This is a genomic window from Amycolatopsis sp. NPDC104863 (genome assembly GCF_055582965.1).
Map to the genome: position 1 here is coordinate 67,989 of NZ_JBVJOW010000005.1, position 21,294 is coordinate 89,282.

18 protein-coding genes and 1 tRNA gene are annotated in these 21,294 nt (G+C 71.1%); 12 read left to right on the forward strand and 7 right to left on the reverse strand.

Going from position 1 to position 21,294, the window contains the following annotated elements; translation table 11 throughout:
• Nucleotides 1–81 precede the first annotated feature (81 nt).
• Nucleotides 82–154, reverse strand: a tRNA-Arg gene (locus ACZ63J_RS27110).
• Nucleotides 155–303: 149 nt separating this feature from the next.
• On the opposite strand from ACZ63J_RS27110, the gene ACZ63J_RS27115 reads away from it, so the two are divergent.
• The gene (locus tag ACZ63J_RS27115; RefSeq protein ID WP_465406368.1) at nucleotides 304–1,392 is read left to right on the forward strand and encodes an epoxide hydrolase family protein; all 1,089 of its coding nucleotides are present in this window, start codon (nucleotides 304–306) and stop codon (nucleotides 1,390–1,392) included.
• A gap of 177 nt (nucleotides 1,393–1,569) precedes the next feature.
• Nucleotides 1,570–2,490: a cation diffusion facilitator family transporter gene (locus ACZ63J_RS27120; RefSeq protein ID WP_465406366.1), complete on the forward strand. Its 921-nt coding sequence runs from the start codon at nucleotides 1,570–1,572 to the stop codon at nucleotides 2,488–2,490.
• Here the strand turns inward: ACZ63J_RS27120 and ACZ63J_RS27125 are convergent, their stop codons facing one another.
• Both ACZ63J_RS27125 and ACZ63J_RS27130 read right to left on the reverse strand, forming a co-directional pair.
• Nucleotides 2,491–3,183, reverse strand: coding sequence for a DUF305 domain-containing protein (locus tag ACZ63J_RS27125; RefSeq protein WP_465406364.1), 693 nt, complete (start codon nucleotides 3,181–3,183; stop codon nucleotides 2,491–2,493).
• Entirely contained in the window at nucleotides 3,180–3,980 is an 801-nt protein-coding gene (locus ACZ63J_RS27130) for a DUF3105 domain-containing protein (protein WP_465336357.1), read from the reverse strand. The genes ACZ63J_RS27125 and ACZ63J_RS27130 overlap by 4 nt, the downstream gene beginning before the upstream one ends.
• 196 nt (nucleotides 3,981–4,176) lie before the next feature.
• On the opposite strand from ACZ63J_RS27130, the gene argS reads away from it, so the two are divergent.
• The 8 genes from argS to prfA all read left to right on the forward strand — a co-directional run bounded on the left by argS (nucleotide 4,177) and on the right by prfA (nucleotide 14,477).
• Entirely contained in the window at nucleotides 4,177–5,838 is a 1,662-nt protein-coding gene (gene argS, locus ACZ63J_RS27135; protein WP_465406362.1) for an arginine--tRNA ligase, read from the forward strand.
• A 3-nt stretch (nucleotides 5,839–5,841) separates the two neighbouring features.
• Nucleotides 5,842–7,272: a diaminopimelate decarboxylase gene (gene lysA / locus ACZ63J_RS27140; protein WP_465406360.1), complete on the forward strand. Its 1,431-nt coding sequence runs from the start codon at nucleotides 5,842–5,844 to the stop codon at nucleotides 7,270–7,272.
• A 6-nt stretch (nucleotides 7,273–7,278) separates the two neighbouring features.
• Nucleotides 7,279–8,592, forward strand: coding sequence for a homoserine dehydrogenase (locus tag ACZ63J_RS27145; protein ID WP_465336360.1), 1,314 nt, complete (start codon nucleotides 7,279–7,281; stop codon nucleotides 8,590–8,592).
• Nucleotides 8,589–9,650 carry a threonine synthase gene (gene thrC, locus ACZ63J_RS27150; RefSeq protein WP_465406358.1) on the forward strand — a complete coding sequence of 354 codons (1,062 nt, stop codon included), beginning with the start codon at nucleotides 8,589–8,591 and terminating at the stop codon, nucleotides 9,648–9,650. Before ACZ63J_RS27145 ends, thrC begins: the two co-directional genes overlap by 4 nt.
• Nucleotides 9,647–10,531 carry a homoserine kinase gene (gene thrB / locus ACZ63J_RS27155; protein WP_465406356.1) on the forward strand — a complete coding sequence of 295 codons (885 nt, stop codon included), beginning with the start codon at nucleotides 9,647–9,649 and terminating at the stop codon, nucleotides 10,529–10,531. The genes thrC and thrB overlap by 4 nt, the downstream gene beginning before the upstream one ends.
• A 410-nt stretch (nucleotides 10,532–10,941) precedes the next feature.
• Entirely contained in the window at nucleotides 10,942–12,915 is a 1,974-nt protein-coding gene (rho, locus tag ACZ63J_RS27160) for a transcription termination factor Rho (protein ID WP_465406354.1), read from the forward strand.
• 181 nt (nucleotides 12,916–13,096) lie between these two features.
• Nucleotides 13,097–13,327 carry a 50S ribosomal protein L31 gene (gene rpmE, locus ACZ63J_RS27165; protein ID WP_086863515.1) on the forward strand — a complete coding sequence of 77 codons (231 nt, stop codon included), beginning with the start codon at nucleotides 13,097–13,099 and terminating at the stop codon, nucleotides 13,325–13,327.
• Nucleotides 13,328–13,406: 79 nt separating this feature from the next.
• Complete coding sequence (gene prfA, locus ACZ63J_RS27170; protein WP_465312703.1) at nucleotides 13,407–14,477, forward strand: peptide chain release factor 1; 1,071 nt, start codon at nucleotides 13,407–13,409, stop codon at nucleotides 14,475–14,477.
• 13 nt (nucleotides 14,478–14,490) lie between these two features.
• Here the strand turns inward: prfA and ACZ63J_RS27175 are convergent, their stop codons facing one another.
• The 4 genes from ACZ63J_RS27175 to ACZ63J_RS27190 are packed head-to-tail and all read right to left on the reverse strand — an operon-like array spanning nucleotide 14,491 to nucleotide 17,784.
• Complete coding sequence (locus ACZ63J_RS27175; RefSeq protein ID WP_465406352.1) at nucleotides 14,491–14,871, reverse strand: VOC family protein; 381 nt, start codon at nucleotides 14,869–14,871, stop codon at nucleotides 14,491–14,493.
• Nucleotides 14,872–14,893: 22 nt separating this feature from the next.
• Nucleotides 14,894–16,354: a glycan biosynthesis hexose transferase WsfD gene (wsfD, locus tag ACZ63J_RS27180; RefSeq protein ID WP_465406350.1), complete on the reverse strand. Its 1,461-nt coding sequence runs from the start codon at nucleotides 16,352–16,354 to the stop codon at nucleotides 14,894–14,896.
• 18 nt (nucleotides 16,355–16,372) lie between these two features.
• Nucleotides 16,373–16,804, reverse strand: a complete 432-nt coding sequence (locus ACZ63J_RS27185) for a GtrA family protein (protein ID WP_465336365.1) — start codon at nucleotides 16,802–16,804, stop codon at nucleotides 16,373–16,375.
• Nucleotides 16,801–17,784 carry a glycosyltransferase family 2 protein gene (locus tag ACZ63J_RS27190; protein ID WP_465406348.1) on the reverse strand — a complete coding sequence of 328 codons (984 nt, stop codon included), beginning with the start codon at nucleotides 17,782–17,784 and terminating at the stop codon, nucleotides 16,801–16,803. Before ACZ63J_RS27190 ends, ACZ63J_RS27185 begins: the two co-directional genes overlap by 4 nt.
• A gap of 235 nt (nucleotides 17,785–18,019) precedes the next feature.
• On the opposite strand from ACZ63J_RS27190, the gene prmC reads away from it, so the two are divergent.
• Entirely contained in the window at nucleotides 18,020–18,886 is an 867-nt protein-coding gene (prmC, locus tag ACZ63J_RS27195; protein WP_465312698.1) for a peptide chain release factor N(5)-glutamine methyltransferase, read from the forward strand.
• Nucleotides 18,887–19,208: 322 nt separating this feature from the next.
• The gene (locus tag ACZ63J_RS27200; RefSeq protein WP_465406346.1) at nucleotides 19,209–21,179 is read left to right on the forward strand and encodes a M6 family metalloprotease domain-containing protein; all 1,971 of its coding nucleotides are present in this window, start codon (nucleotides 19,209–19,211) and stop codon (nucleotides 21,177–21,179) included.
• Nucleotides 21,180–21,294: the final 115 nt, after the last annotated feature.

Consider the following 21,294-nt stretch of genomic DNA (forward strand, 5'->3'; position numbering starts at 1 on the left):
GTCTGGGGGCTCGGCCCCCAGAAAACACAAAACCCGAGATCCGGTTCGCGCAATCCGCGAACAGACCTCGGGCATCTCGGGTGCCCTCGGCAGGATTCGAACCTGCGACACCTGCCTCCGGAGGGCAGTGCTCTATCCCCTGAGCTACGAGGGCCCATCGCTGGGCGACTCGGAAAGCTTAGCGTATCGTCCGCGGCCCGCGCGGGCAGGTGGGGCGATGGGTGATCCCGCTGGTCAGCGCAAGGAAGTTGATCCACTCACCCGCACGTCGCTAGCGTGGGAGCCTCACCCGAAGGAGGCGAGATGGCCGAACCCTTCCAGGTACCTCTCGACGAGGTCGACATCGCCGATCTGCGGGAGCGGTTGCGGCGGACGCGGTGGCCGGAGGCGGAGACCGTCGGCGACTGGTCGCAGGGGGTTCCGCTGGCCTATGTGCGTGAGCTCTGCCGGGACTGGGGCGAGGAGTACGACTTCGGGTTCGCCGGGCGGCTCAACGCCTTTCCGCAGTTCCGGGCGAGCGTCGACGGGGTCGGGGTGCACTTCCTGCACGTCCGGTCGCCGCACGCGGACGCGCTGCCGCTGGTGCTCACCCATGGGTGGCCCGGGTCGGTGCTGGAGTTCCTCGACGTCATCGGGCCGCTCACCGAGCCCGAAGATCCCGCCGACGCCTTCCACGTCGTCATTCCCTCGCTGCCCGGGTACGGCTGGAGCGACAAGCCCGCGCTGAAGATCGCGCGGGTCGCCGAGCTGTGGGACGCGCTGATGGTGTCGCTCGGCTACGACCGCTACGGCGCTCAGGGTGGTGACTGGGGCGCCGCCGTGACGAACGCGCTCGGGCGCTCGCCGCGGGTGGCCGGGGTGCACGTCAACTTCGCGCCCGTGCGGCTCGAGCAGGACGATCCGACGCCGCAGGAGCGCAAGGCGCTCGCCGACCTGCAGGAGTTCCGGCGGACCGGGGCGGGCTACTCCGCCGAGCAGGGCACGCGGCCGCAGACGCTCGGGTACGGCCTGACCGACTCGCCGGCCGGGCAGGCCGCCTGGATCGCCGAGAAGTTCTGGGCGTGGACCGACAACAAGGGCCACCCCGAGGACGCCGTCGACCGGCAGAAGATCCTGGACGCGATCTCGGTCTACTGGTTCACCGCCACGGCGACCTCGTCGGCGCGGATGTACTGGGAGAACAACGACCGCGACCTGTCCACAGTGGACGTGCCGGCCGGGGTTTCGGTGTTCCCCAAGGAGATCGTGCGGCCGTCGCGGCGGCAGGCCGAGCAGCGCTACACCGACCTGCGCTGGTTCGAGGAGCTGCCCGTCGGCGGGCACTTCGCCGCCCTCGAGCAGCCGCAGCTGTTCGTCGAGCAGGTCCGCGGGTTCTTCCGGCTGGTGCGCTAGCCGCGGGCGACGTCGAAGCGTGACCGGTCCACCAGGCGGGAAACCCCTCCTGGTGGATTGGTGACGAACAAGCCGCGGAGTAGCTTTCGGATGGGTGAACTTAGCCTCACCTCTGTTGCACATATGCGCATTCGACTATATGTTTGGCCTCGGAACGACACGCGGAGCGGAGGCGAGATGGGACACGGCCACGGGCACGGCCACACGAGCGCGCCGGCGAGCGCGTCCGGACGATACGTGCGCAGCCTGACCGTCGCGCTGGGCATCGGCGCCGGCTTCATGGTGCTGGAGTTCGTCGTCGGCTTCACGACCGGCTCGCTGGCCCTGATCTCCGACGCCGCGCACATGTTCACCGACGTCCTCGGGGTCGGCATGGCCCTGACCGCGATCGTCCTGGCGCGGCGCAGCGGCCCCACGGTCAGCCGCACGTTCGGGCTCTACCGGGCCGAGGTGCTGGCCGCGCTCGGCAACGCGATCCTGCTGTTCGGCGTCGCGGGATACGTCCTGGTCGAGGCCATCGGCCGGATCAGCGACCCGCCGGCGGTGCCCGGCCTGCCGGTGCTGCTGGCCGCGTCGGCCGGCCTGCTGGCCAACGTCGTGTCGTTCGCCGTGCTGCGCTCGGGGGCGAAGGAGAGCCTCAACGTCCGCGGCGCGTATCTGGAGGTGCTGGCCGATCTGATCGGCTCGGTCGGCGTCCTGGTCAGCGGCGTGCTGACGCTGCTGACCGGCTGGCGCTACGCGGACCCGATCATCGGTGTGGCGATCGGCCTGTTCGTGCTGCCCCGCACGTGGGCCCTGGCCCGCCGCGCGCTGCGCATCCTCTTCCAGCACGCACCCCACGGCGTCGACGTGGGCGCGATCAACGCCGAGCTGGCCGCGCTGCCGGGGGTCGCGGACGTGCACGACCTGCACGTCTGGACGCTGACGTCCGGCATGGAGGTGGCCTCGGCGCACCTGACGCTGGCCCCGCCGGCGAAGCAGTCGGACGTGCTGACGGAGGCGCAGAACCTGCTGGCCTCGCGGTACGCGATCGAGCACGCGACCTTGCAGGTGGAGGCGCCGCAGTGCGCGCGGCGCTGCCAGGAGCTTTCCTGGTAGTCAGGGGAGCGGCTGGGCGCCCCGGCTGGAGAGCATCAGCTTCATCTGGTCCATCTCCGCACCCTGCGACGTCAGGATGCTCCGCACCAGGGCCTGCAACGCCGTCAGGTTCGAATGGCCCGCCGCGTACTGGGCCATCGCCGTTCCGCCCTGGTGGTGGCGCAGCATCAGCTGGAGGAAGTACACGTCCAGCTCCTTGCCCGACAGCGAGCGCAGCTTGGCCAGCTCCGCCTCGGTCGCCATGCCCGGCATCAGGGCGCCCGCCGCCGGGTTGACCGACGACGTGCCCATCGACATGCCCGGCATGCCGGACATCGGTTCCGTCATCCACTTCATCGGCGCGCCGATCGCCTGTTCCGGCTGGTCCCACAGCATGAGCCAGCCCTTCATGCGGCCGACCTGCTCCAGCTGCGTGCGCTCGATGTCGAACGCCAGCTGGCGGATCTCCGGGTCGGTCGAGTGGTCGCGCGCCCAGCCGGCCATCGTGACGGCCTGCAGGTGGTGCGTCGACATGTCCTGGGCGAACCCCACCTCGACCGACCCGGCTGCCGGAGTGGCGGCAGCCGAGCCGTTGTCGAGGGTGCGGGTCAGGAACATCCCCGCGGTCGCGCCGATCAGCAGGACCGCCAGCAGCGCGCCGCCGATGATCACCCAGCGCGACCACGTGGGCGGCCCGGGGGCCTCCGAAGTCACTTGGTGGCCGGGGCCGACGGCTGCTGGCTCATCCCGCCGGTCTGCTGGTCGGTCTGCGCGTTCGGCGTGCCCTTGTAGTCCATCGGCTTCGCGTCCGGGCCCGGCTTCGACGGGTCGAACGGCGGCGGGTTGTCCGGGTCGAACTGGCCCGGGCCGAGCGCGTCACAGGAGGCGCCGACCTCGGGGTAGACGCCGTTCGGGTTGCTCCGCAGCGCCGCGATGAACTCGTCGATGCGCGGGTCGTCGGCCTTGTCGACCTTCAGCTGGTGGCCCCACGACTGCAGCGAGACCGCCTTGTCGAGGCCCGGGTACGGCGACATCATCGTGTACGGCTTGCCCTCGACGCGGACCTTGAGCAGGTTCAGCGCGTCACCCGTGATCTGCTGCGGGTTGTAGGCGATCCACACGGCGCCGTGCTCGAGGCCGTGCACCATGTTCTCGGTGCGGACGGCGTTCGGGTACACCGTGCCGGTGCAGGTGGCCCAGTACCCGTCGTGCGGGCCGCCGAACGGCGGGGTCTTGTCGTAGGCGACGCGCTCGGTCGGGAGCACGTGCACACTGCCGGTGTAGGTGGCCGTCACCACGCCGGGGATGCGCTTGGAGGGGTCCGGGTCGGACGCGGTCGGCGCGAAGGACGCGGCGGCCGCCTCGCGGTCGGACTGCTCACGCTTCGGCGCGGACGCCACCATGTAGTACGTGATCACGGCGCCGGCCAGGGCGACGATGGCGATGACCGCGACGATCGTGCCCCACGGCGTGCCCTTCTTGCTCACGACGGAACCGCGGGCCGCCTTCACAGCCGACCCCTTTTTCCGAGTTGTCCGGTTCGCCATGGCTCCCGCGTTCTCCCTCTGGTGGCTGCGGACGGATTCCCGCCCGGGCCAGTGTAGAGACCGCGCGTCTGATCACCGTTAACGCCTCACACGGACGCCCGCCGTGACGTGGCCGAGACCGCTGAAAGCGCCCGACCTGGGCACACCTAGAATTCGCGGAGTGACTCCCGCCGCTCTCGCCGACCTGGTCCGCAGCTCCGCCGTGCAGGTGCTCGCCGCACGCGGCATCACCGACGCCGTGCTGCCGGAGCAGGTGACCATCGAACGCCCGCGCAACCCCGACCACGGCGACTACGCGACGAACCTGGCCCTCCAGGTGGCCAAGAAGGCCGGGCTCAAGCCGCGCGACTTCGCCGACGCGCTGGCCGAGGCGGTCTCGGCGGACGAAGGCGTCGCCTCGGCCGAGGTGGCGGGCCCCGGCTTCCTCAACTTCCGGCTCGCCGCGGCCGCCCAGGGCGACATCGTGCGCCAGGTGCTCGACGCCGGCGCCGCGTTCGGCCGCGGGGACGCGCTGGCCGGCACGAAGATCAACCTCGAGTTCGTCTCGGCGAACCCGACCGGCCCGATCCACCTGGGCGGCACCCGCTGGGCCGCGGTCGGCGACGCGCTGGGCCGGGTCCTGGGCGCGCAGGGCGGCGAGGTCACCCGCGAGTACTACTTCAACGACGCCGGCGCGCAGATCGACCGGTTCGTCCGGTCGCTGGTCGCCGCCGCGAAGGGTGAGCCCGCGCCGGAGGACGGCTACGCGGGCGGCTACATCAACGACATCGCCGCCGAGGTCATCAAGGCCGAGCCGAGCGCGCTGTCGCTGCCGGAGGAGCAGCGGCACGAGACATTCCGCCGGATCGGCATCGAGCTGATGTTCACCGAGATCAAGCAGAGCCTGCACGAGTTCGGCACCGACTTCGACGTCTTCTTCCACGAGAACTCGCTGCACGAGTCGGGCGCGGTCGACGCCGCCGTCCAGGAGCTGAAGGACTCCGGCAACCTCTACTTCGAGGACGGCGCCTGGTGGCTGAAGTCGAAGGAGTACGGGGACGACAAGGACCGCGTCGTCATCAAGCAGGACGGCAACCCGGCCTACATCGCCGGTGACCTGGCCTACTTCAAGGACAAGCGCAACCGCGGCTTCGACCTCTGCATCTACATGCTCGGCGCGGACCACCACGGCTACATCGCGCGCCTCAAGGCCGCCGCCGCCGCGTTCGGCGACGACCCGGCGACGGTCGAGGTGCTGATCGGCCAGATGGTCAACCTGGTCAGCGACGGCAAGCCGGTCCGGATGTCCAAGCGCGCCGGCACCGTGATCACCATGGAGGACCTCGTCGAGGCGGTCGGCGTCGACCCGGCCCGCTACGAGCTGATCCGCTACTCCGTGGACTCCAGTTTGGACGTCGACCTGGACCTGCTGCGCAAGCACTCCAACGACAACCCCGTCTACTACGTCCAGTACGCGCACGCGCGCCTGTGCACGATGCTGCGCGGCGCCAAGGACCTCGGCCTGGAGTCCACGGAGGACGTCGACCTGAGTCAGCTGACGCTGCCGGTCGAGGGTGACCTGATCCGCACGATCGGCGAGTTCCCGGAAACCGTGCGCCGTGCCGCCGAAATGCGGGAGCCGCACCGGGTCGCGCGCTACCTGGAGGAGCTGGCGGGCGCGCTCCACAAGTTCTACGCGGTCCGTGAGGCCCGCGTGCTGCCCAAGGGCGACGAGGAGGCCACCCCGGCCAACCACGCCCGGGTGGCGCTTTGCGAGGCGGCGCGCGTGGTGCTCGCCAACGGCCTCGCGCTGGTTGGTGTCTCCGCTCCGGAACGGATGTAAGAAATGGCGCACCCCGCGGGCCCCCGGCACGCCGACGTCTACCCCCACGCCGACACCTCGGGGCTGCAGCCCTCGGGAGTCGAAGAGCTCGACAAGCTGCCCGCGAAAGTGTGGCCGCGCAACACCTTCCGCGGTGGTGACGGCGTCGTGCGGATCGCCGGCGTCGACGTCCGCGAGCTGGCCGAGCAGCACGGCACGCCGCTGTTCGTGGTCGACGAGGCCGACTTCAAGTCCCGCTGCGCGGACTACGCCGAGGCGTTCGACGACCCGTCGCTCGTGCACTACGCGTCCAAGGCGTTCCTCTCCATCGAGATCGCCCGCTGGGTGGCCGAGCAGGGGCTGAGCCTGGACGTCTGCAGCGGCGGCGAGCTCGCCGTGGCGCAGCGCGCGAACTTCCCGGCCGACCGGATCACCTTCCACGGCAACAACAAGTCGCTCGCGGAGCTCGAGGCCGCGATCGTCGCGGGGGTCGGCACGGTCGTGCTCGACTCCTACTTCGAGATCGCCCGGCTGGCCGACATCGCCGCGCGCCACGACATCACCCAGGCGGTCCTCATCCGGGTGACCGTCGGCGTCGAGGCGCACACCCACGAGTTCATCGCGACCGCGCACGAGGACCAGAAGTTCGGGTTCTCGCTGGCCTCCGGCGACGCCGCCGAGGCGGTGCGCCGGGTGCTGAACTCGCCGTCGCTCAAGCTGGTCGGCCTGCACAGCCACATCGGCTCGCAGATCTTCGACGCCGACGGCTTCGAGGTCGCCGCCCGCCGCGTGGTCGGGCTGCTCGCCGACCTGGCCAAGGAGCACGGCCCCGAGCTGCTCGACCAGCTGAGCCTGGTCGACCTCGGCGGCGGCTTCGGCATCGCCTACACCGACAAGGACAACCCGCCGCCGCCCGCGCAGATGATCACGCAGATCCGCGAGATCGTCCGCAAGGAGTGCGCGTACGCGGGCCTGCCGGTGCCGCGCATCGCCGGTGAGCCCGGCCGCGCGATCGCCGGCCCGGGCACGGTCACGCTGTACGAGGTCGGCACCATCAAGGACGTCTCGCTCGGCGACGACCTGTCGCGCCGGTACGTCAGCGTCGACGGCGGGATGAGCGACAACATCCGGACCGCGCTCTACGACGCGGTGTACGACGTCCGGCTCGTTTCCCGGTCCGCGGGCGACAACGAGCAGCCGGCGCAGGCCGTGCTGTCCCGGGTCGTGGGAAAACACTGTGAGTCCGGCGACATCGTCGTACGAGACTGCTGGCTGCCCGACACGCTGGCTCCCGGCGACCTGCTGGCCGTCGCGGCGACCGGCGCCTACTGCTATTCGATGGCGAGCACGTACAACCGGCAGCCGCGCCCGGCCGTGGCCGCCGTGCGCAACGGCAGCGCCCGGCTGCTGCTGCGGCGGGAGACGACCGACGACATGCTGCGCCTGGAGGTCTGAGCACCAGTGTCTGCCCCAGAGGAACGACCGTCCATCAGGGTCGCCCTGCTCGGCTGCGGGACCGTCGGCGGCCAGGTCGCCCGGCTGCTCACCGAGCAGGCCGGGGAGCTGGCTGCGCGGGCGGGCGCGCCGGTCGAGCTGGCCGGCATCGCGGTCCGCCGCCCGGACAAGCACCCCGAGCTGCCGCCGGAGCTGCTGACCGCGGACGCCGAGAAGCTCGTGACCAGCGACGACGTCGACGTTGTTGTCGAGCTGGTCGGCGGCATCGAGCCGGTGCGCGGCTGGCTGCTGGCCGCGCTCAAGGCCGGGAAGTCGGTGGTCACGGCGAACAAGGCGCTGTTGGCCGAGCACTCCGCCGACCTGTTCGAAGCGGCCGACGCCGCGGGCGCCGACCTCTACTTCGAGGCCGCCGTGGCCGGGGCCATCCCGCTGCTGCGCCCGCTGCGCGAGTCGCTGGCCGGTGACCGCATCACCCGCGTGATGGGCATCGTCAACGGCACCACCAACTACATCCTCTCGGCGATGGACTCCACCGGCGCCGGGTACGCCGAGACGCTCGACGAGGCCAGCCGGCTCGGGTACGCCGAGGCCGACCCGACCGCCGACGTCGACGGGTACGACGCCGCGTCGAAGGCCGCGATCCTCGCCTCGCTCGCGTTCCACACCCGGGTCACGGCCTCGGACGTGCACCGCGAGGGCATCGCCGACGTCACGGCCGCCGACCTCGGCGCGGCCCGGATGCTCGGCCGCACGGTGAAGCTGCTGGCGATCTGCGAGCGGGTCGCCGACGACGACGGGGTCGAGTCGGTGTCCGCCCGCGTGCACCCGGTGATGATCCCGCGCAGCCACCAGCTGGCCGGCGTCGGCGGCGCGTTCAACGCCGTCTACGTCGAGGCGGACGCGGCCGGCGAGCTGATGTTCTACGGCCAGGGCGCGGGCGGCGCGCCGACCGCGAGCGCGGTGCTCGGCGACCTCGTCGCGGTGGCCCGCAACCGGGTCGCCGGCGGCCGCGGCCCGCGCGAGTCCGCGCACGCGGCGCTGCCGGTGCGCCCGATGGGCCAGACGCCGACCCGGTACCACGTAAGCCTTTCCGTGGCCGACCGCGCCGGTGTGCTCGCGCAGGTGGCGCAGGCGTTCGCCGCGAGGGGCGTCAGCATCGCGGCGGTGCGCCAGAGCGACGTCGGCGACCGCGCGAGCCTCGTCGTCGTGACGCACCAGGCGCCCGACGCCGCCTTGCAGTCCACTGTGGACGAGATCGCGCGGCTCGACGTCGTGCACGAAGTTGTCAGCGTCATGCGGGTGGAAGGCGAAGACCAGTGATCAGGCATCCCTGGCCCGGAATCATCGAGGCGTACCGGGACCGCGTCCCGGTCCCGGACGGCGCGCAGGTCGTCACGCTCGGGGAGGGCAACACGCCGCTGCTGCCCGCGCGGCACCTGTCCGAGCTGACCGGCTGCGAGGTGCACCTCAAGGTCGAGGGCGCCAACCCGACGGGCTCGTTCAAGGACCGCGGGATGACCGTGGCCATCACGCACGCGCTCGCCAGCGGGCTCAAGGCGGTGATCTGCGCGTCGACCGGCAACACCTCCGCCTCGGCTGCCGCCTACGCCGCTCGCGCCGGCCTGACCTGCGCCGTGCTGGTGCCGCAGGGCAAGATCGCCATGGGCAAGCTCGCCCAGGCCGTGCTGCACGGCGCGCGGATCCTGCAGGTCGACGGCAACTTCGACGACTGCCTCGAGCTGGCCCGCAAGACCGCGGCCGACTACCCGGTCACGCTCGTCAACTCGGTCAACCCGGTGCGCATCGCCGGCCAGAAGACCGCCGCCTTCGAGATCTGCGACGTGCTCGGCGAGGCGCCGGACATCCACTGCCTCCCGGTCGGCAACGCCGGCAACATCACGGCGTACTGGGCGGGGTATTCGGAGTACGCGAACGACGATGTGGTGAAGAACACCCCGCGGATGTTCGGCTTCCAGGCGGCCGGCGCGGCGCCGCTGGTGCACGGCGAGCCGGTGCGCGACCCGGACACGATCGCCACCGCGATCCGGATCGGCAGCCCCGCGTCGTGGACCGCCGCGGTGAAGGCGAAGGACGCCTCCGACGGGCTCTTCGAGGCCGTCACCGACGAGAAGATCCTCGAGGCGTACCGGCTGCTGGCCGGGCGCGAGGGCGTGTTCGTCGAGCCGGCGTCGGCCACCAGCGTGGCGGGCCTGCTCGCCACGGCCGCCGACGGACGGCTGCCGCGCGGCTCCCGCGTGGTCTGCACGGTCACCGGCCACGGCCTGAAGGACCCGCAGACGGCGCTGGCGGGCAACGTCGAGGTCGAGCCGCTGGCCGTCGACCCCTCGGCGGTCGCGGCGGCGCTGGACCTGCGATGACCGGGTTCCGCGTCACCGTCCCGGCGTCCACCGCGAACCTCGGGCCGGGCTTCGACGCCTTCGGGATGGCGCTCGGCCTCTACGACGTCGTCGAGGTGCAGGTCGTCGACGCCGGGCTCAAGGTCGAGGTGGTCGACGCGGGCGCGGGCGGCGTCGCGGACGTCCCGACCGACGAGACCCACCTGGTGGTGCGCGCGATCCGGCGGACCTGCGCGCACCTCGGGGTCGAGCCGCCCGGCCTGCACCTGCGCTGCTTCAACGCGATCCCGCACGCGCGCGGGCTCGGCTCGTCCGCGGCGGCCGTCGTGTCCGGCGTCGCCGCGGGGTATGCGCTGGCCGGCCGTCAGCTCGACGACTTCGGCGCGTTGCAGCTGGCCGCGGGCTTCGAGGGGCACGCCGACAACGCCGCGGCCAGCCTGGTCGGCGGGCTCGTCGTCGCCTGGTGCGAGGGCGGGGAGTTCCACGCCGAGCGGCTCGCGCCGCACGCGTCGATCCGGCCGGTCGTGGCCGTGCCGTCGGTGCGCTCGGCCACCGCGACCACCCGCGGCCTGCTGCCGGCGGCGGTGCCGCACGCCGACGCCGCGCACAACGCCGGCCGCGCCGCGCTCGCCGTGCACGCGCTGACGGCGAAGCCGGAGCTGCTGCTCGCGGCGACCGACGACCGGCTGCACCAGCACTACCGCGCGCCCGCCTACCCGGCGAGCGGCGAGCTGGTGGCGACGCTTCGTGCACGCAGCGTGGCCGCCACCGTCTCCGGCGCGGGCCCGACCGTGCTCGCGCTGACGACGACGGGAATATTGCCGCCAGAGGTCGACGTTGAGGGCTTCGACGTCTTCGAGCTGCCCGTGGATCTCACGGGTGTGCAGGTTGCGGCTCAGTAAAGGCTGGGTCACGTGGCCGCGGCCGGTCCCGCCACGCGGGGGGTGGTTGTTGCACCCGGCACCGCCGCGGTCTACCCTCGGGGGCGTTCGATCACCGTGCGTTTCCGCACCCGATGTCGGTCCCGGGAAATTTCCCGGATGGCATCCTTCGTCGATCCGCCGAATCCGCACCGCCTGGCAAGCGGGGTAACGCGGAGGGACGCAGGCGGGTTTCCGGTCTCGGCGGTGTCGGATTCCGCATCCTCCGAATGGAGGACGCAAACCCCTGTGGTGGAGGCGCTCCAGCTGTGTTTCGCACGGCCGAAGAGCTCATCTCCCGTATCGGGGGGCAGTTACGCCGGTTCGCGATCAGAAGCGAGCGGCAGTCCGCTGATCCGCCTGGAGGCGTGGATCGGTCAGGAAGGACATGTGTGAGCAACACCGATCTTTTGAGCGACGTGGGTAGCAGCGCCGCGGAGTCGAACGGCAGCACCCCCGCTCCCAAGAAGACGGTCGGCGGGTTGACCGGTAAGACCGTGGCGGAACTGCGTTCGCTGGCTGGGGAGCTCGGCGTCGGCGAGACGACGGGCATGCGCAAGGGCGACCTGATCGCCGCGATCCGCGAGCGTCAGGGCAAGTCCCGCAAGCGTGCGGCCGCCGAGACGCTGCCCCTGGAGGGCGTCGGCGAGCCGGTCAAGGCTCCGAAGCGCGAGCCCAAGGCCGAAGCGCCGTCGGCGCCGGCCGAGACCAAGCCGGAGCCGCAGGCCGAGGCCCCGGCGGCGAGCGCGCCCGCGGTGGACGCCCCGCCGCAGGAGCGCCCGCAGCAGGACCGGCAGGACAAGCAGGACGGCCCGCAGGGCCAGGACGGCCAGCCCGAGGAGGGCGGCCGCAGCCGGCGCCGCCGCGGGTCGAACCGCGCCGCCGGCGCGCCCGAGGGGCAGGGCGGCGACCGTCAGCAGGGCGAGCGCCAGCAGGGTCAGGGCGGCGACCGCCAGCAGGGTGGCGGGAACAACAACCGCGACCAGCAGCGTCAGGGCGGCGGCAACCGCAACGACAACCGCCAGGACGGCAACCGTCAGCGCAACCAGCAGGACGGCGGCAACCGCGGCGGCGGGCAGGACAACCGCGACAACCGCGCCCAGCAGCAGGACGACGACGAGGAAGGCGGCCGCCGCGGCCGTCGCTTCCGCGACCGTCGTCGCCGGGGCAGTGGCGGCGGCCAGCGTGACGGCGGTTCGCCGGACACCGAGATCCGCGAGGACGACGTCCTGCTGCCCGTCGCGGGCATCCTGGACGTGCTCGACAACTACGCGTTCGTGCGCACGTCCGGCTACCTCGCCGGCCCGAACGACGTGTACGTGTCGCTCTCGCTGGTCCGCAAGTACGGCCTGCGCCGCGGCGACGCCATCACCGGTGTCGTCCGCCAGCCGCGTGACGGCGAGCAGCAGCGGCAGAAGTTCAACCCGCTGGTGCGCGTCGACTCGATCAACGGCCTGGAGCCGGACGAGGCCAAGCGGCGTCCCGACTTCACCAAGCTGACCCCGCTGTACCCGAACGAGCGGCTGCGCCTCGAGACCGAGTCGCACAAGCTCACGACCCGCGTGATCGACCTGATCATGCCGGTCGGCAAGGGGCAGCGCGCCCTGATCGTGTCGCCGCCGAAGGCCGGTAAGACCACGATCATGCAGGACATCGCGAACGCGATCTCCACGAACAACCCCGAGTGCCACCTGATGGTCGTCCTGGTCGACGAGCGTCCGGAAGAGGTCACCGACATGCAGCGCTCGGTGAAGGGCGAGGTCATCGCCTCGACCTTCGACCGGCCGCCGTCCGACCACACGTCGGTCGCGGAGCTGTCGATCGAGCGGGCCAAGCGCCTGGTCGAGATGGGCCACGACGTCGTCGTGCTGCTCGACTCGATCACCCGCCTCGGCCGTGCGTACAACCTGGCGGCCCCGGCGTCCGGCCGGATCCTGTCCGGTGGTGTCGACTCGACCGCGCTCTACCCGCCGAAGCGGTTCCTCGGCGCGGCGCGCAACATCGAGAACGGCGGCTCGCTGACCATCTTCGCCACGGCGATGGTGGAGACCGGGTCGACGATGGACACGGTCATCTTCGAAGAGTTCAAGGGCACCGGTAACGCGGAGCTCAAGCTCGACCGCAAGATCGCCGAGCGCCGGGTGTTCCCGGCCGTCGACGTCAACCCGTCGGGTACTCGTAAGGACGAGCTGCTGCTCTCGCCGGACGAGCTGGCCGTGACCGTGAAGCTGAGCCGGGTGCTGCACGCGCTCGACTCGCAGCAGGCCATCGACCTGCTGATCTCGCGGCTGCGCAAGACGAAGACGAACGTCGAGTTCCTGATGCAGGTCTCGAAGACCGCCCTCGGCGGCGGCGAAGACGACTGAGCGCGTACGCCGGAGGCCTCCCCGCGGTCGGCGCGAGGAGGCCTCCGGCGCGTTCGGAATACCAGGTCAGCGGGGTGCGTTCCAGTGATCGTCAGCCCGTCTGGCAGAATTACCCGCTGAAGTCCGGCGCCGGTTCACCCCGTGGACGACTGGGGACCCGGAGCCAACGAGAGAGGACACCATGAAGAGCGGCATTCACCCCGAGTACGTGGTCACCGAAGTGAACTGCGACTGCGGAAACAGCTTCACCACGCGCAGCACCAAGACCAGCGGCAACATCCACGTCGAGATCTGCTCGAACTGCCACCCGTTCTACACGGGCAAGCAGAAGATCATGGACACCGGTGGCCGGGTCGCGCGCTTCGAGGCTCGCTACGGCAAGCGGCAGAAGAAGGACGCCGACGCCAAGTAGCTTTTTTCACGGCGCCCACCCGCACGCGCGGGTGGGCGCCGTTGCTTTGTCCGCACAACCGAGCTGAGAGGTGGCAGAGGTGGATTCGAGCTCGCTCAAGGGGCTGCTCGCCGAGCACGCGGAGCTGGAGACGCAGCTCGCGGACCCCGCGGTGCACGCCGACCAGGCGCGTGCCCGCAAGCTCGGCCGCCGCTACGCCGAGCTGACGCCGGTGGTGCGGGCCGTCCACGAGCTCGACACGGCCCGCGACGACCTCGCGGCCGCGCGGGAGATGGCGTCGGAGGACGCGGAGTTCGCCGCGGAGGCCGAGGAGCTGAGCGCGAAGATCCCCGACCTGGAGTCGAAGCTCACCGAGCTGCTGCTGCCGCGCGACCCGTACGACGGCTCCGACGTCGTGATGGAGATCAAGTCCGGCGAGGGCGGCGAGGAGTCGGCCCTGTTCGCCGGCGACCTGCTGCGGATGTACCTGCGCTACGCCGAGCGCCACGGCTGGAAGGCCGAGGTCCTCGACTCGGTGGACTCCGACCTGGGCGGCTTCAAGGACGTCACGCTCTCGATCAAGACGAAGTCGGCGGTCGTCGACGGCGTCTGGTCCCGCCTGAAGTTCGAAGGCGGTGTGCACCGCGTCCAGCGCGTGCCGGCGACGGAGTCGCAGGGCCGGATCCACACGTCGGCGTCCGGGGTGCTGATCTACCCCGAGCCGGAGGAGGTCGAGGTCGAGATCGACCCGAACGACCTGCGCATCGACGTCTTCCGTTCGTCCGGCCCGGGCGGCCAGAGCGTCAACACGACCGACTCGGCGGTCCGGATCACGCACCTGCCGACCGGCATCGTCGTGTCGTGCCAGAACGAGAAGTCCCAGATCCAGAACCGCGCGCGGGCCCTGCAGGTGCTGCAGGCCCGCCTCCAGGCGATCGCGGAGGAGGAGGCGGCGGCCAAGGCGTCGGACGCGCGCAAGTCGCAGGTCCGCACGGTCGACCGCTCGGAGCGGATCCGGACGTACAACTTCCCGGAGAACCGCATCTCGGACCACCGGGTGAACTACAAGGCGTACAACCTGGACCAGGTCCTCGACGGCGACTTGGACGGTGTTCTGGACGCACTGGCGACGGCGGACCGCGAAGAACGCCTGGCGGCCTCGGCCGGCTGACGCGCCTGGCTGGTCAGCGCTGTTCGCCGACCAGCCAGCACAGGCAGAAGGGGTGACCGGCCGGGTCGGCGTACACCTGGAAGTCGTCGCCGGCCGTCGCTCCGGACGCCGGCTTCAGCACCGTCGCGCCCAGCGCCGTGACCTGCTCGTGCGCCTCGGCGAAGTCCTCGACCCACAGGTCGAGGTGCACCTGCTGCCCGACCGGGCCGGCCGGCCACTCCGGCCGCCGGTGATCCGGCGCGAGCTGCACGCCGACACGCGGGGCGCCGTCGACCAGCACCATGTGCCAGTCGCCGTCCTCGTCCACCTGCCCGCCGAGGACGCCCGCCCAGAAGTGGCTCTCGGCCGCGAGGTCGGCCGCGTCGAACGTGACGACCTGGTGCTTGATTCGCATCACCGCAGTCTGCCAAAGGCGGTCAGCGGACGGCGGGCGATTCCGGTTCGCGGAAGGCGTCGAACACCTCGGTGACGGGCTCGTCCTCCTCCGGCGTCGATTCCTTCGAAGGCGACACCGGCTTCGGGAAGAAGCTGATCACCCCGAACACCAGGGCCAGGAACGTCGGGAACAGCGTCAGCAGCTGGTGCTTCACCCCCTCGACCCCCTCACCGAGTGCCGAGAGACCGAACTGGCCCACCGCGAACAGCAGCAGGAAGAACACGACGATCCCGAACTCGCGCCGGTGGCGGCGGAACGCGCGGATGCCGGCCCAGCCGATCAGCAGCCAGAACGGCACCAGCACGAACAGCCCCAGCGGCGCCGCCAGCGCGGACAGCCCGGAGAACACCGGCACGCGGAACTCCTGGGCCATCTGCGGGAACCCGGCCGACTCGGCGAAGCTGCCCAGCCGGGCCGGCCGCGCCGTCAGGGTGTCGACCGCGCCCTGCTGGAGGATCTGGGCCGTGCGCAGCGGGTGGGACGCGTAGTACTGGACCACGTTGCGGCGGCTGATCTTGTCGCGGAAGCCGTTGTAGTCCGCGTCCGTCCACGGGCTCGCTTCCCACCAGCCCTTGCCGATGAACTTCTTCGCGCTCGGCGGCAGGCCCAGCGCGTCCAGGTCGGCGTCGGTGTTGTGCTTGCCGTCCACGATGCTGTCGAACACGACGTGGAACATGTTCGCTTCGCGGTACTCGGCGTTCGCCGGGTCGCCGTGGGACTGGACCAGCGCCGTCCCCGCGCCGACGACCACCAGCACACCCAGCGGCAGCACCCAGCGCGCGAAGCCCCGCTTCCCGAGCGGCCGGACCAGCACCAGCGCGAGCACCAGCAGCGGGATCAGCAGCAGCGTCTGCGACTTCGCGTTGATGCCGATCAGCGCGCCCACGACGGTCAGCGCCGCGCCCCAGTAGCGCCACGCGCCCGCACGGTGCATCAGCAGCAGCCCGCCCGTGGTCAGCAGCATCCCCACGAACCCCGCGCCCTCGCTGAGCACCGACGCGAAGTAGCCGAAGAACGCCGAGTCGGCCATCACCAGCAGCAGCAACACCGCCGCGACGACGCGGTAGCGGGTGCTCAGGTCCAGCGCGAGGACGGTCGCCGCGACACCCACCGCGACCAGCACGCACGTGATCGCGCCGAGCACCAGCAGGTTGAGCTCCGCCGACGAGCCGAGCACCTTCCCCAGCTTGCTCGCGAACCAGTCGAGCCACGCCTGGCTCGAGATGTAGTCGCTCTTGCACGCCGACCCCGGGCCGTAGCTGAAGTGCACGTAGAACTCGGACTTCAGCTCCGGGTGCCGGCCGCCGAGGTCGCACAGGAGGCGCCAGCCGTCGCCGTTGTCCGCCATCCCGACCGGCCTCGGCACGAGGAACCGGAGGAGGAGGACACCCAGCGAAAGGACGAAGACGCCCAAGCCGAAGCGCAGTTCACGGGATCGCACTCGGAACAGCGTACGAGATCACGCAGAGTCGGCGGGCGCTGCACCGGGAACGGGCGAAACGGGCCGGTGCCGGAACACCACGTAGTGGTAGAGCAGGTAGTTCCAGAACAGCCCGACGACGATCGCCGCACCCTTCGGCACCAGCAGGTTGACCCCCGGGAACAGGTGGCTGACCAGCGTGATCACGCCGAACTGGACCACCCAGAGCCCGAACGCCGTCACGCCGAAGAACAGCAGCGCCTGGCGGCGGATGTCGCCGTCCTTCGCGCGGAAGGTGAAGTTCCGGTTCAGCGTGAACGACAGCAGCATGCCCGCGGTCGTCGAAATGAAGTTGGCCAGGAACGTCGGCACGCCGAGCGTCGCCAGCAGCGCGTACCCCAGCGCGTCGACCAGGGTGTTGCCGATCCCGACGATCCCGAAGCGGACCTGCGTCGCGGTGACGAACCTCATCGGGCGGCGCTCCGGTTCTCGGCGGGCTGCCCGGTGCGCACCGACGCCACCGTGTACAGCGGCCGGTTCTGCACCTGCGAGTACGTGCGGCCGACGTAGCTGCCGAGCACGCCGAGCATGATGATCTGGATGCCGCCGAGGAAGAACATCGCGATGGTGATGAACGCCCAGCCGGGCACCGCGGTCTCCGGCGCGAACAGCTTCACGCCGACGACGTAGAGCACGCCGAGGAAGCTCAGCAGCGAGATCAGGTACCCCATCCGTGTGATCATCCGCAGCGGCGTCGTCGAGAACCCGAGGATGCCGTCGGCGGCGAAGCGCAGCATCTTCGTGAGCGGGTAGCCGGTGACGCCGGCGTGGCGCTTGTCGCGGTCGAACAGCACCGCCGTCTGCTTGAACCCGACGTAGCTGACCAGGCCGCGCAGGAACCGGTCGCGTTCGCGGTACTTGCGCAGCTCGTCGACGACCTTGCGGTCGACCAGCCGGAAGTCGCCGGTGTTCTTCGGGATGTCCACCGCGGCCATCTTCCGCAGGAACCAGTAGAACGCGCTCGCGGTGAACCGCTTGAACGGCGGGTCCTGGCGCGACCGCCGTTGCGCGTAGACGACGTCGTAGCCCTCTTCCCACTTCTCGAGCAGCTCGAGCGCCACCCGCGGCGGGTCCTGCAGGTCGCTGTCCATGATGATCACGGCGTCCGCGTCGACCAGGTCGAGCCCGGCGGTGACGGCCATCTGGTGCCCGAAGTTGCGGGACAGCTCGACGACCGTGACCCGGGCGTCGCGCGCGCCGAGCTCGGTGAGCCGCTCCAGGGAGGCGTCGCGGCTGCCGTCGTCGACGTAGACGAAGCTGAACTCGTACCGCCCGGCCAGCGGCGCGGTGACCTCGTCGACCGTGCGGTGCAGCAGGTCGACGTTCTCTTCCTCGTTGTAGATCGGGAAGATGAACGCGACCCGGCGGCGCTGGGCCGGCTCGTTCGGCACGGGCACTCCCGGAGGTCGGTGTCACGGTCATCTTAGGAACCGCCGGCCGCTTCGCCAGCCACGGTGTCCGGTTCCATTCTGGCGGTGACCGCTGTTACGCGGGCGTTTGTCACGCGCGTGAGCCGGGCACGGCCCGCGCGGGTGCCTCGATACGCTGGACGGCGGAGGACCGGCGCGTGTCCTGACGGGGGAGTTCCGCCTGGTGTGCCAGGCTTGACGAGGTGAAGGACGACGAGTGAATCGGCAGCCGCTGCGCCTGGCCATCATCGAGGCCACCCGGATTCTCGAGCGGGCCGGTGTCGCCTCACCGCGGTTCGACGCCGAGGTGATCGCCGCGCACGTGCTCGGGGTCGAACGCGGGCGGCTGCCCATGGTGCCGCTGGTCGACCCGCCGGTGATCGAGGCCATCGGGCAGCTCGTCCAGCAGCGCGCGAAGCGGATCCCGCTGCAGTACCTGACCGGCTGGGCCGCGCTCGGGGAGATCACCGTCGCGGTCGGGGCCGGCGTGTTCGTGCCGCGGCCGGAGACCGAGCTGCTGCTCGAGTGGGGCGTCAAGTTCCTGCAGGGCCGGGAGTACCCGGTCGTGGTGGACCTGTGCACCGGCTCCGGGGCGCTCGCCCTGGGTGTCGCGCACGCCCGGCCGGACGCGGTCGTCTACGCGGTGGACGTCGACCCGCAGGCGCTGGCCTGGGCGCGGCACAACGCGGACGTCCACGCCGACGCCGGCAACACCCCGATCCGGCTGTACTCCGGTGACATCGGCGACCCGACGATGTTCGCCGAGCTCGACGGCCTGGTCGACCTGGTGCTGTGCAACCCGCCGTACGTCCCGGAGGGGACCCCGGTGCCCCCGGAGGTCGCCGAGCACGACCCGCCGCGCGCGGTGTTCGCGGAGGAGAGCGGCCTGGCGGTGATCCGCCACGCGATCGCGGCGGGCGCACGCCTGCTGCGCCCGGGCGGCGGCCTGGCGATCGAGCACGACGACACGCACGGCTCGGCGGTCCCGGCCCTGGTGCGCGCGCGGCGCGTGCTGACCGGCGTTGAAGACCACGCGGACCTGACGGGGCGCGCGCGGTTCGTCACGGCGCGACGGCTGGGCTGAGCGGCGACGCGGCTGGCCGGTCTCGGGGTTTGGCTGACGGTCACGCGGCCTCTTTCGAGCGGCCCCGCGGCCTTGGCTGACCGAGGCCCCGCGGGGGCGCCCCCGTCTTCGACGTTACCGGCGGGCACCGACAGCTCCGGCGTGCCCGGCAGGCGCGCACCCCGCGTTGTCCACAGCGCGGGCCGGCTGACAAACCGGCCAGACTTTCGTCGTGGGGCAAGCGGGTAAACCTCCCTCCGCGGCAGAACGGGGACAGCTCGGCTCAATACGGTCGATCACCGGGACCCACCTCCCCCGTGGGTGTCCAGTGAAGGAGCCGCAGATGCGTTCCAGAACCCCGAAAGCGCTCGCCCTGCTCGCCGCCGTCACGGTCCTGACCGGGCTCGGCACGGGCACGGCCGCCGCCGAGCCGCTCACCCGCGGCTGGCCGGCGCCGATCGACGCCGCGCACTGGGAGAACCAGGACCACATGACCTGGTCCGACTACCGGAAGGTGCCCGGCACGAACTGGGCCGACCCGAGCCTCAAGCCCACCCAGCGCACCTTCAAGGGCGCCGTCGTCCTCGCCGACTACCCGGACCAGGACTTCGTCGTCACGAAGCCGGCGAACTCGACGATCTTCGGCAACCCGGGCCCCGCCGCCGCGAACATCCCGCGGGCCGGCGTCGCGAAGTACTACCAGGACTTCCTCAACAAGCCCGAGGCGCTCAACAACGGGCACACCATCAACGAGTACTGGATGGAGGACTCCGGCGGCCGGTTCGGCGTGCAGCTGACCGCGTTCGGGGCGTACCGGATGCCCGGGAAGTCCTACGAGTACGGCATGGAGTTCCAGCCGAGCGCCTGCCCGCCGAGCGCCAACTGCGACCGGGACATCCGCACCGACGCCAACGCCGCCTGGCGCGCCGACGTCGGGGACACCGCGAACCAGTTCGACTTCGTCTTCTACCTCTCCGCCGGCCAGGACGAGAGCTCGACCTGGCAGGAGTTCGGCGAGATGAAGTTCGGCGCCAAGGAGAACGTGCCCGACGCGTTCGGCCCGCCGAACCACGACCTGCCCAATTACGCGGCGACCCGTTACGTCCCGTGGACGTCGTGGGCGTCGGCCGCCAGCATCTGGCCGAACGCGCAGGACGGCAGCTCGGTGCAGGCCGAGAGCTCGGGCCAGTCGACCTACGCGCACGAGTTCAGCCACATCCTGGGCATCGGCGACAACTACAACAACCCGTTCGGGGTCCCGCCGTCCCGCAGCTACAGCGGGCCGTGGGACATGCTTTCGCGCGGCACGTTCAACGGGCCCGGCGGGCCGCACACCCGCTGGCAGATCCCGGCGACGCAGGGTAGCTCGATGGGCGCCCAGCACCAGCTGCGCAACAAGCTGAAGCTCGGCATCGTCGACCCGGCGGACGTCCTGCAGCTCGACCGCGACGAGCTGGCGAAGACGGGCCCGGTCAGCGCGCGCCTGACCGCTCGGGAGACCGAAGCGCAGCCCGGCGCGTTCACCGGGCTGAACATCAAGCTCACCGGCGGGGACAAGGCGCCGAAGTGCGACCGCGCCAAGGACCCGTTCTGTGACGGCGGCGGGTACGACAACTACACCGTCGAGGTGGTCGACCGGATGGGCGCGGACTCCTTCGCGCCGGACTCCGGCGTCATGATCACCAAGACGAAGAACAAGGACAACGCGCCGTTCGACTGGGTGATCGACGCCAACCCGCAGGACATCGGCATCACCGACTACACCAAGCCGGACGGCACCCCGGTGAAGATCACCGTCGGGGACTACCGGCAGCTCAACGACGCCCTGTTCAAGGCGGGCACCGAGGCGGCGAGCCCGTACGAGTACACCGACCAGGCGAACCGGCTGCGGTTCCTGGTCACCGACCTCGCCCGGGACCGCCGCGGCATCCTGTCGTACACGGTCACGGTCGCCTCGCTGGACGGCGCGGGCAGCCAGGCGCGCGGCGCCGCGGTGACCCCGGCGCTGCCGGCGTTCACCCGCGACGGGCTCGCGACCTGCGACTTCGGGCTGCTCAACACGGGCTCGGCGCGCGGCGCGAAGGCGCCGTACGACACCGACACCTACCGGCTGAGCGTCTCGACGGACGCGAAGGGCTGGCAGGTGCGGCTGCCGAACGAACTGGCGACGGCGAAGTTCGGCCAGTTCACGAAGGTCGCCGCCTTCGCGAAGCGCGGCGGCGGTGACCTAGCCGCCCGGGTGAAGCTGACGGCGACCTCGGTGAGCGACCCGTCGAAGACCGCGACGGCGAGCTGCACGGCGTTCGGCTTCTGACCGCGGCCCGGGGGGGGGGGGGGGGGGGGGGGGGGGAACCCTGCCAAACCACAGAGCAAAAAGGACGCCCAAAAAGGGGGGGCCAGACGGAGAAAAGCGGAAAACCCCGAAGAAA

Excerpts from the sequence above, each read along its gene's own strand:
- ACZ63J_RS27115 (WP_465406368.1), top strand. The coding sequence starts at position 304 with ATGGCCGAACCCTTCCAGGTACCTCTCGACGAGGTCGACATCGCCGAT.
- ACZ63J_RS27120 (WP_465406366.1), top strand. The coding sequence starts at position 1,570 with ATGGGACACGGCCACGGGCACGGCCACACGAGCGCGCCGGCGAGCGCG.
- lysA (WP_465406360.1), top strand. The coding sequence starts at position 5,842 with ATGGCGCACCCCGCGGGCCCCCGGCACGCCGACGTCTACCCCCACGCC.
- thrB (WP_465406356.1), top strand. The coding sequence starts at position 9,647 with ATGACCGGGTTCCGCGTCACCGTCCCGGCGTCCACCGCGAACCTCGGG.
- rpmE (WP_086863515.1), top strand. The coding sequence starts at position 13,097 with ATGAAGAGCGGCATTCACCCCGAGTACGTGGTCACCGAAGTGAACTGC.
- ACZ63J_RS27175 (WP_465406352.1), bottom strand. The coding sequence starts at position 14,871 with ATGCGAATCAAGCACCAGGTCGTCACGTTCGACGCGGCCGACCTCGCG.
- ACZ63J_RS27185 (WP_465336365.1), bottom strand. The coding sequence starts at position 16,804 with ATGAGGTTCGTCACCGCGACGCAGGTCCGCTTCGGGATCGTCGGGATC.
- ACZ63J_RS27200 (WP_465406346.1), top strand. The coding sequence starts at position 19,209 with ATGCGTTCCAGAACCCCGAAAGCGCTCGCCCTGCTCGCCGCCGTCACG.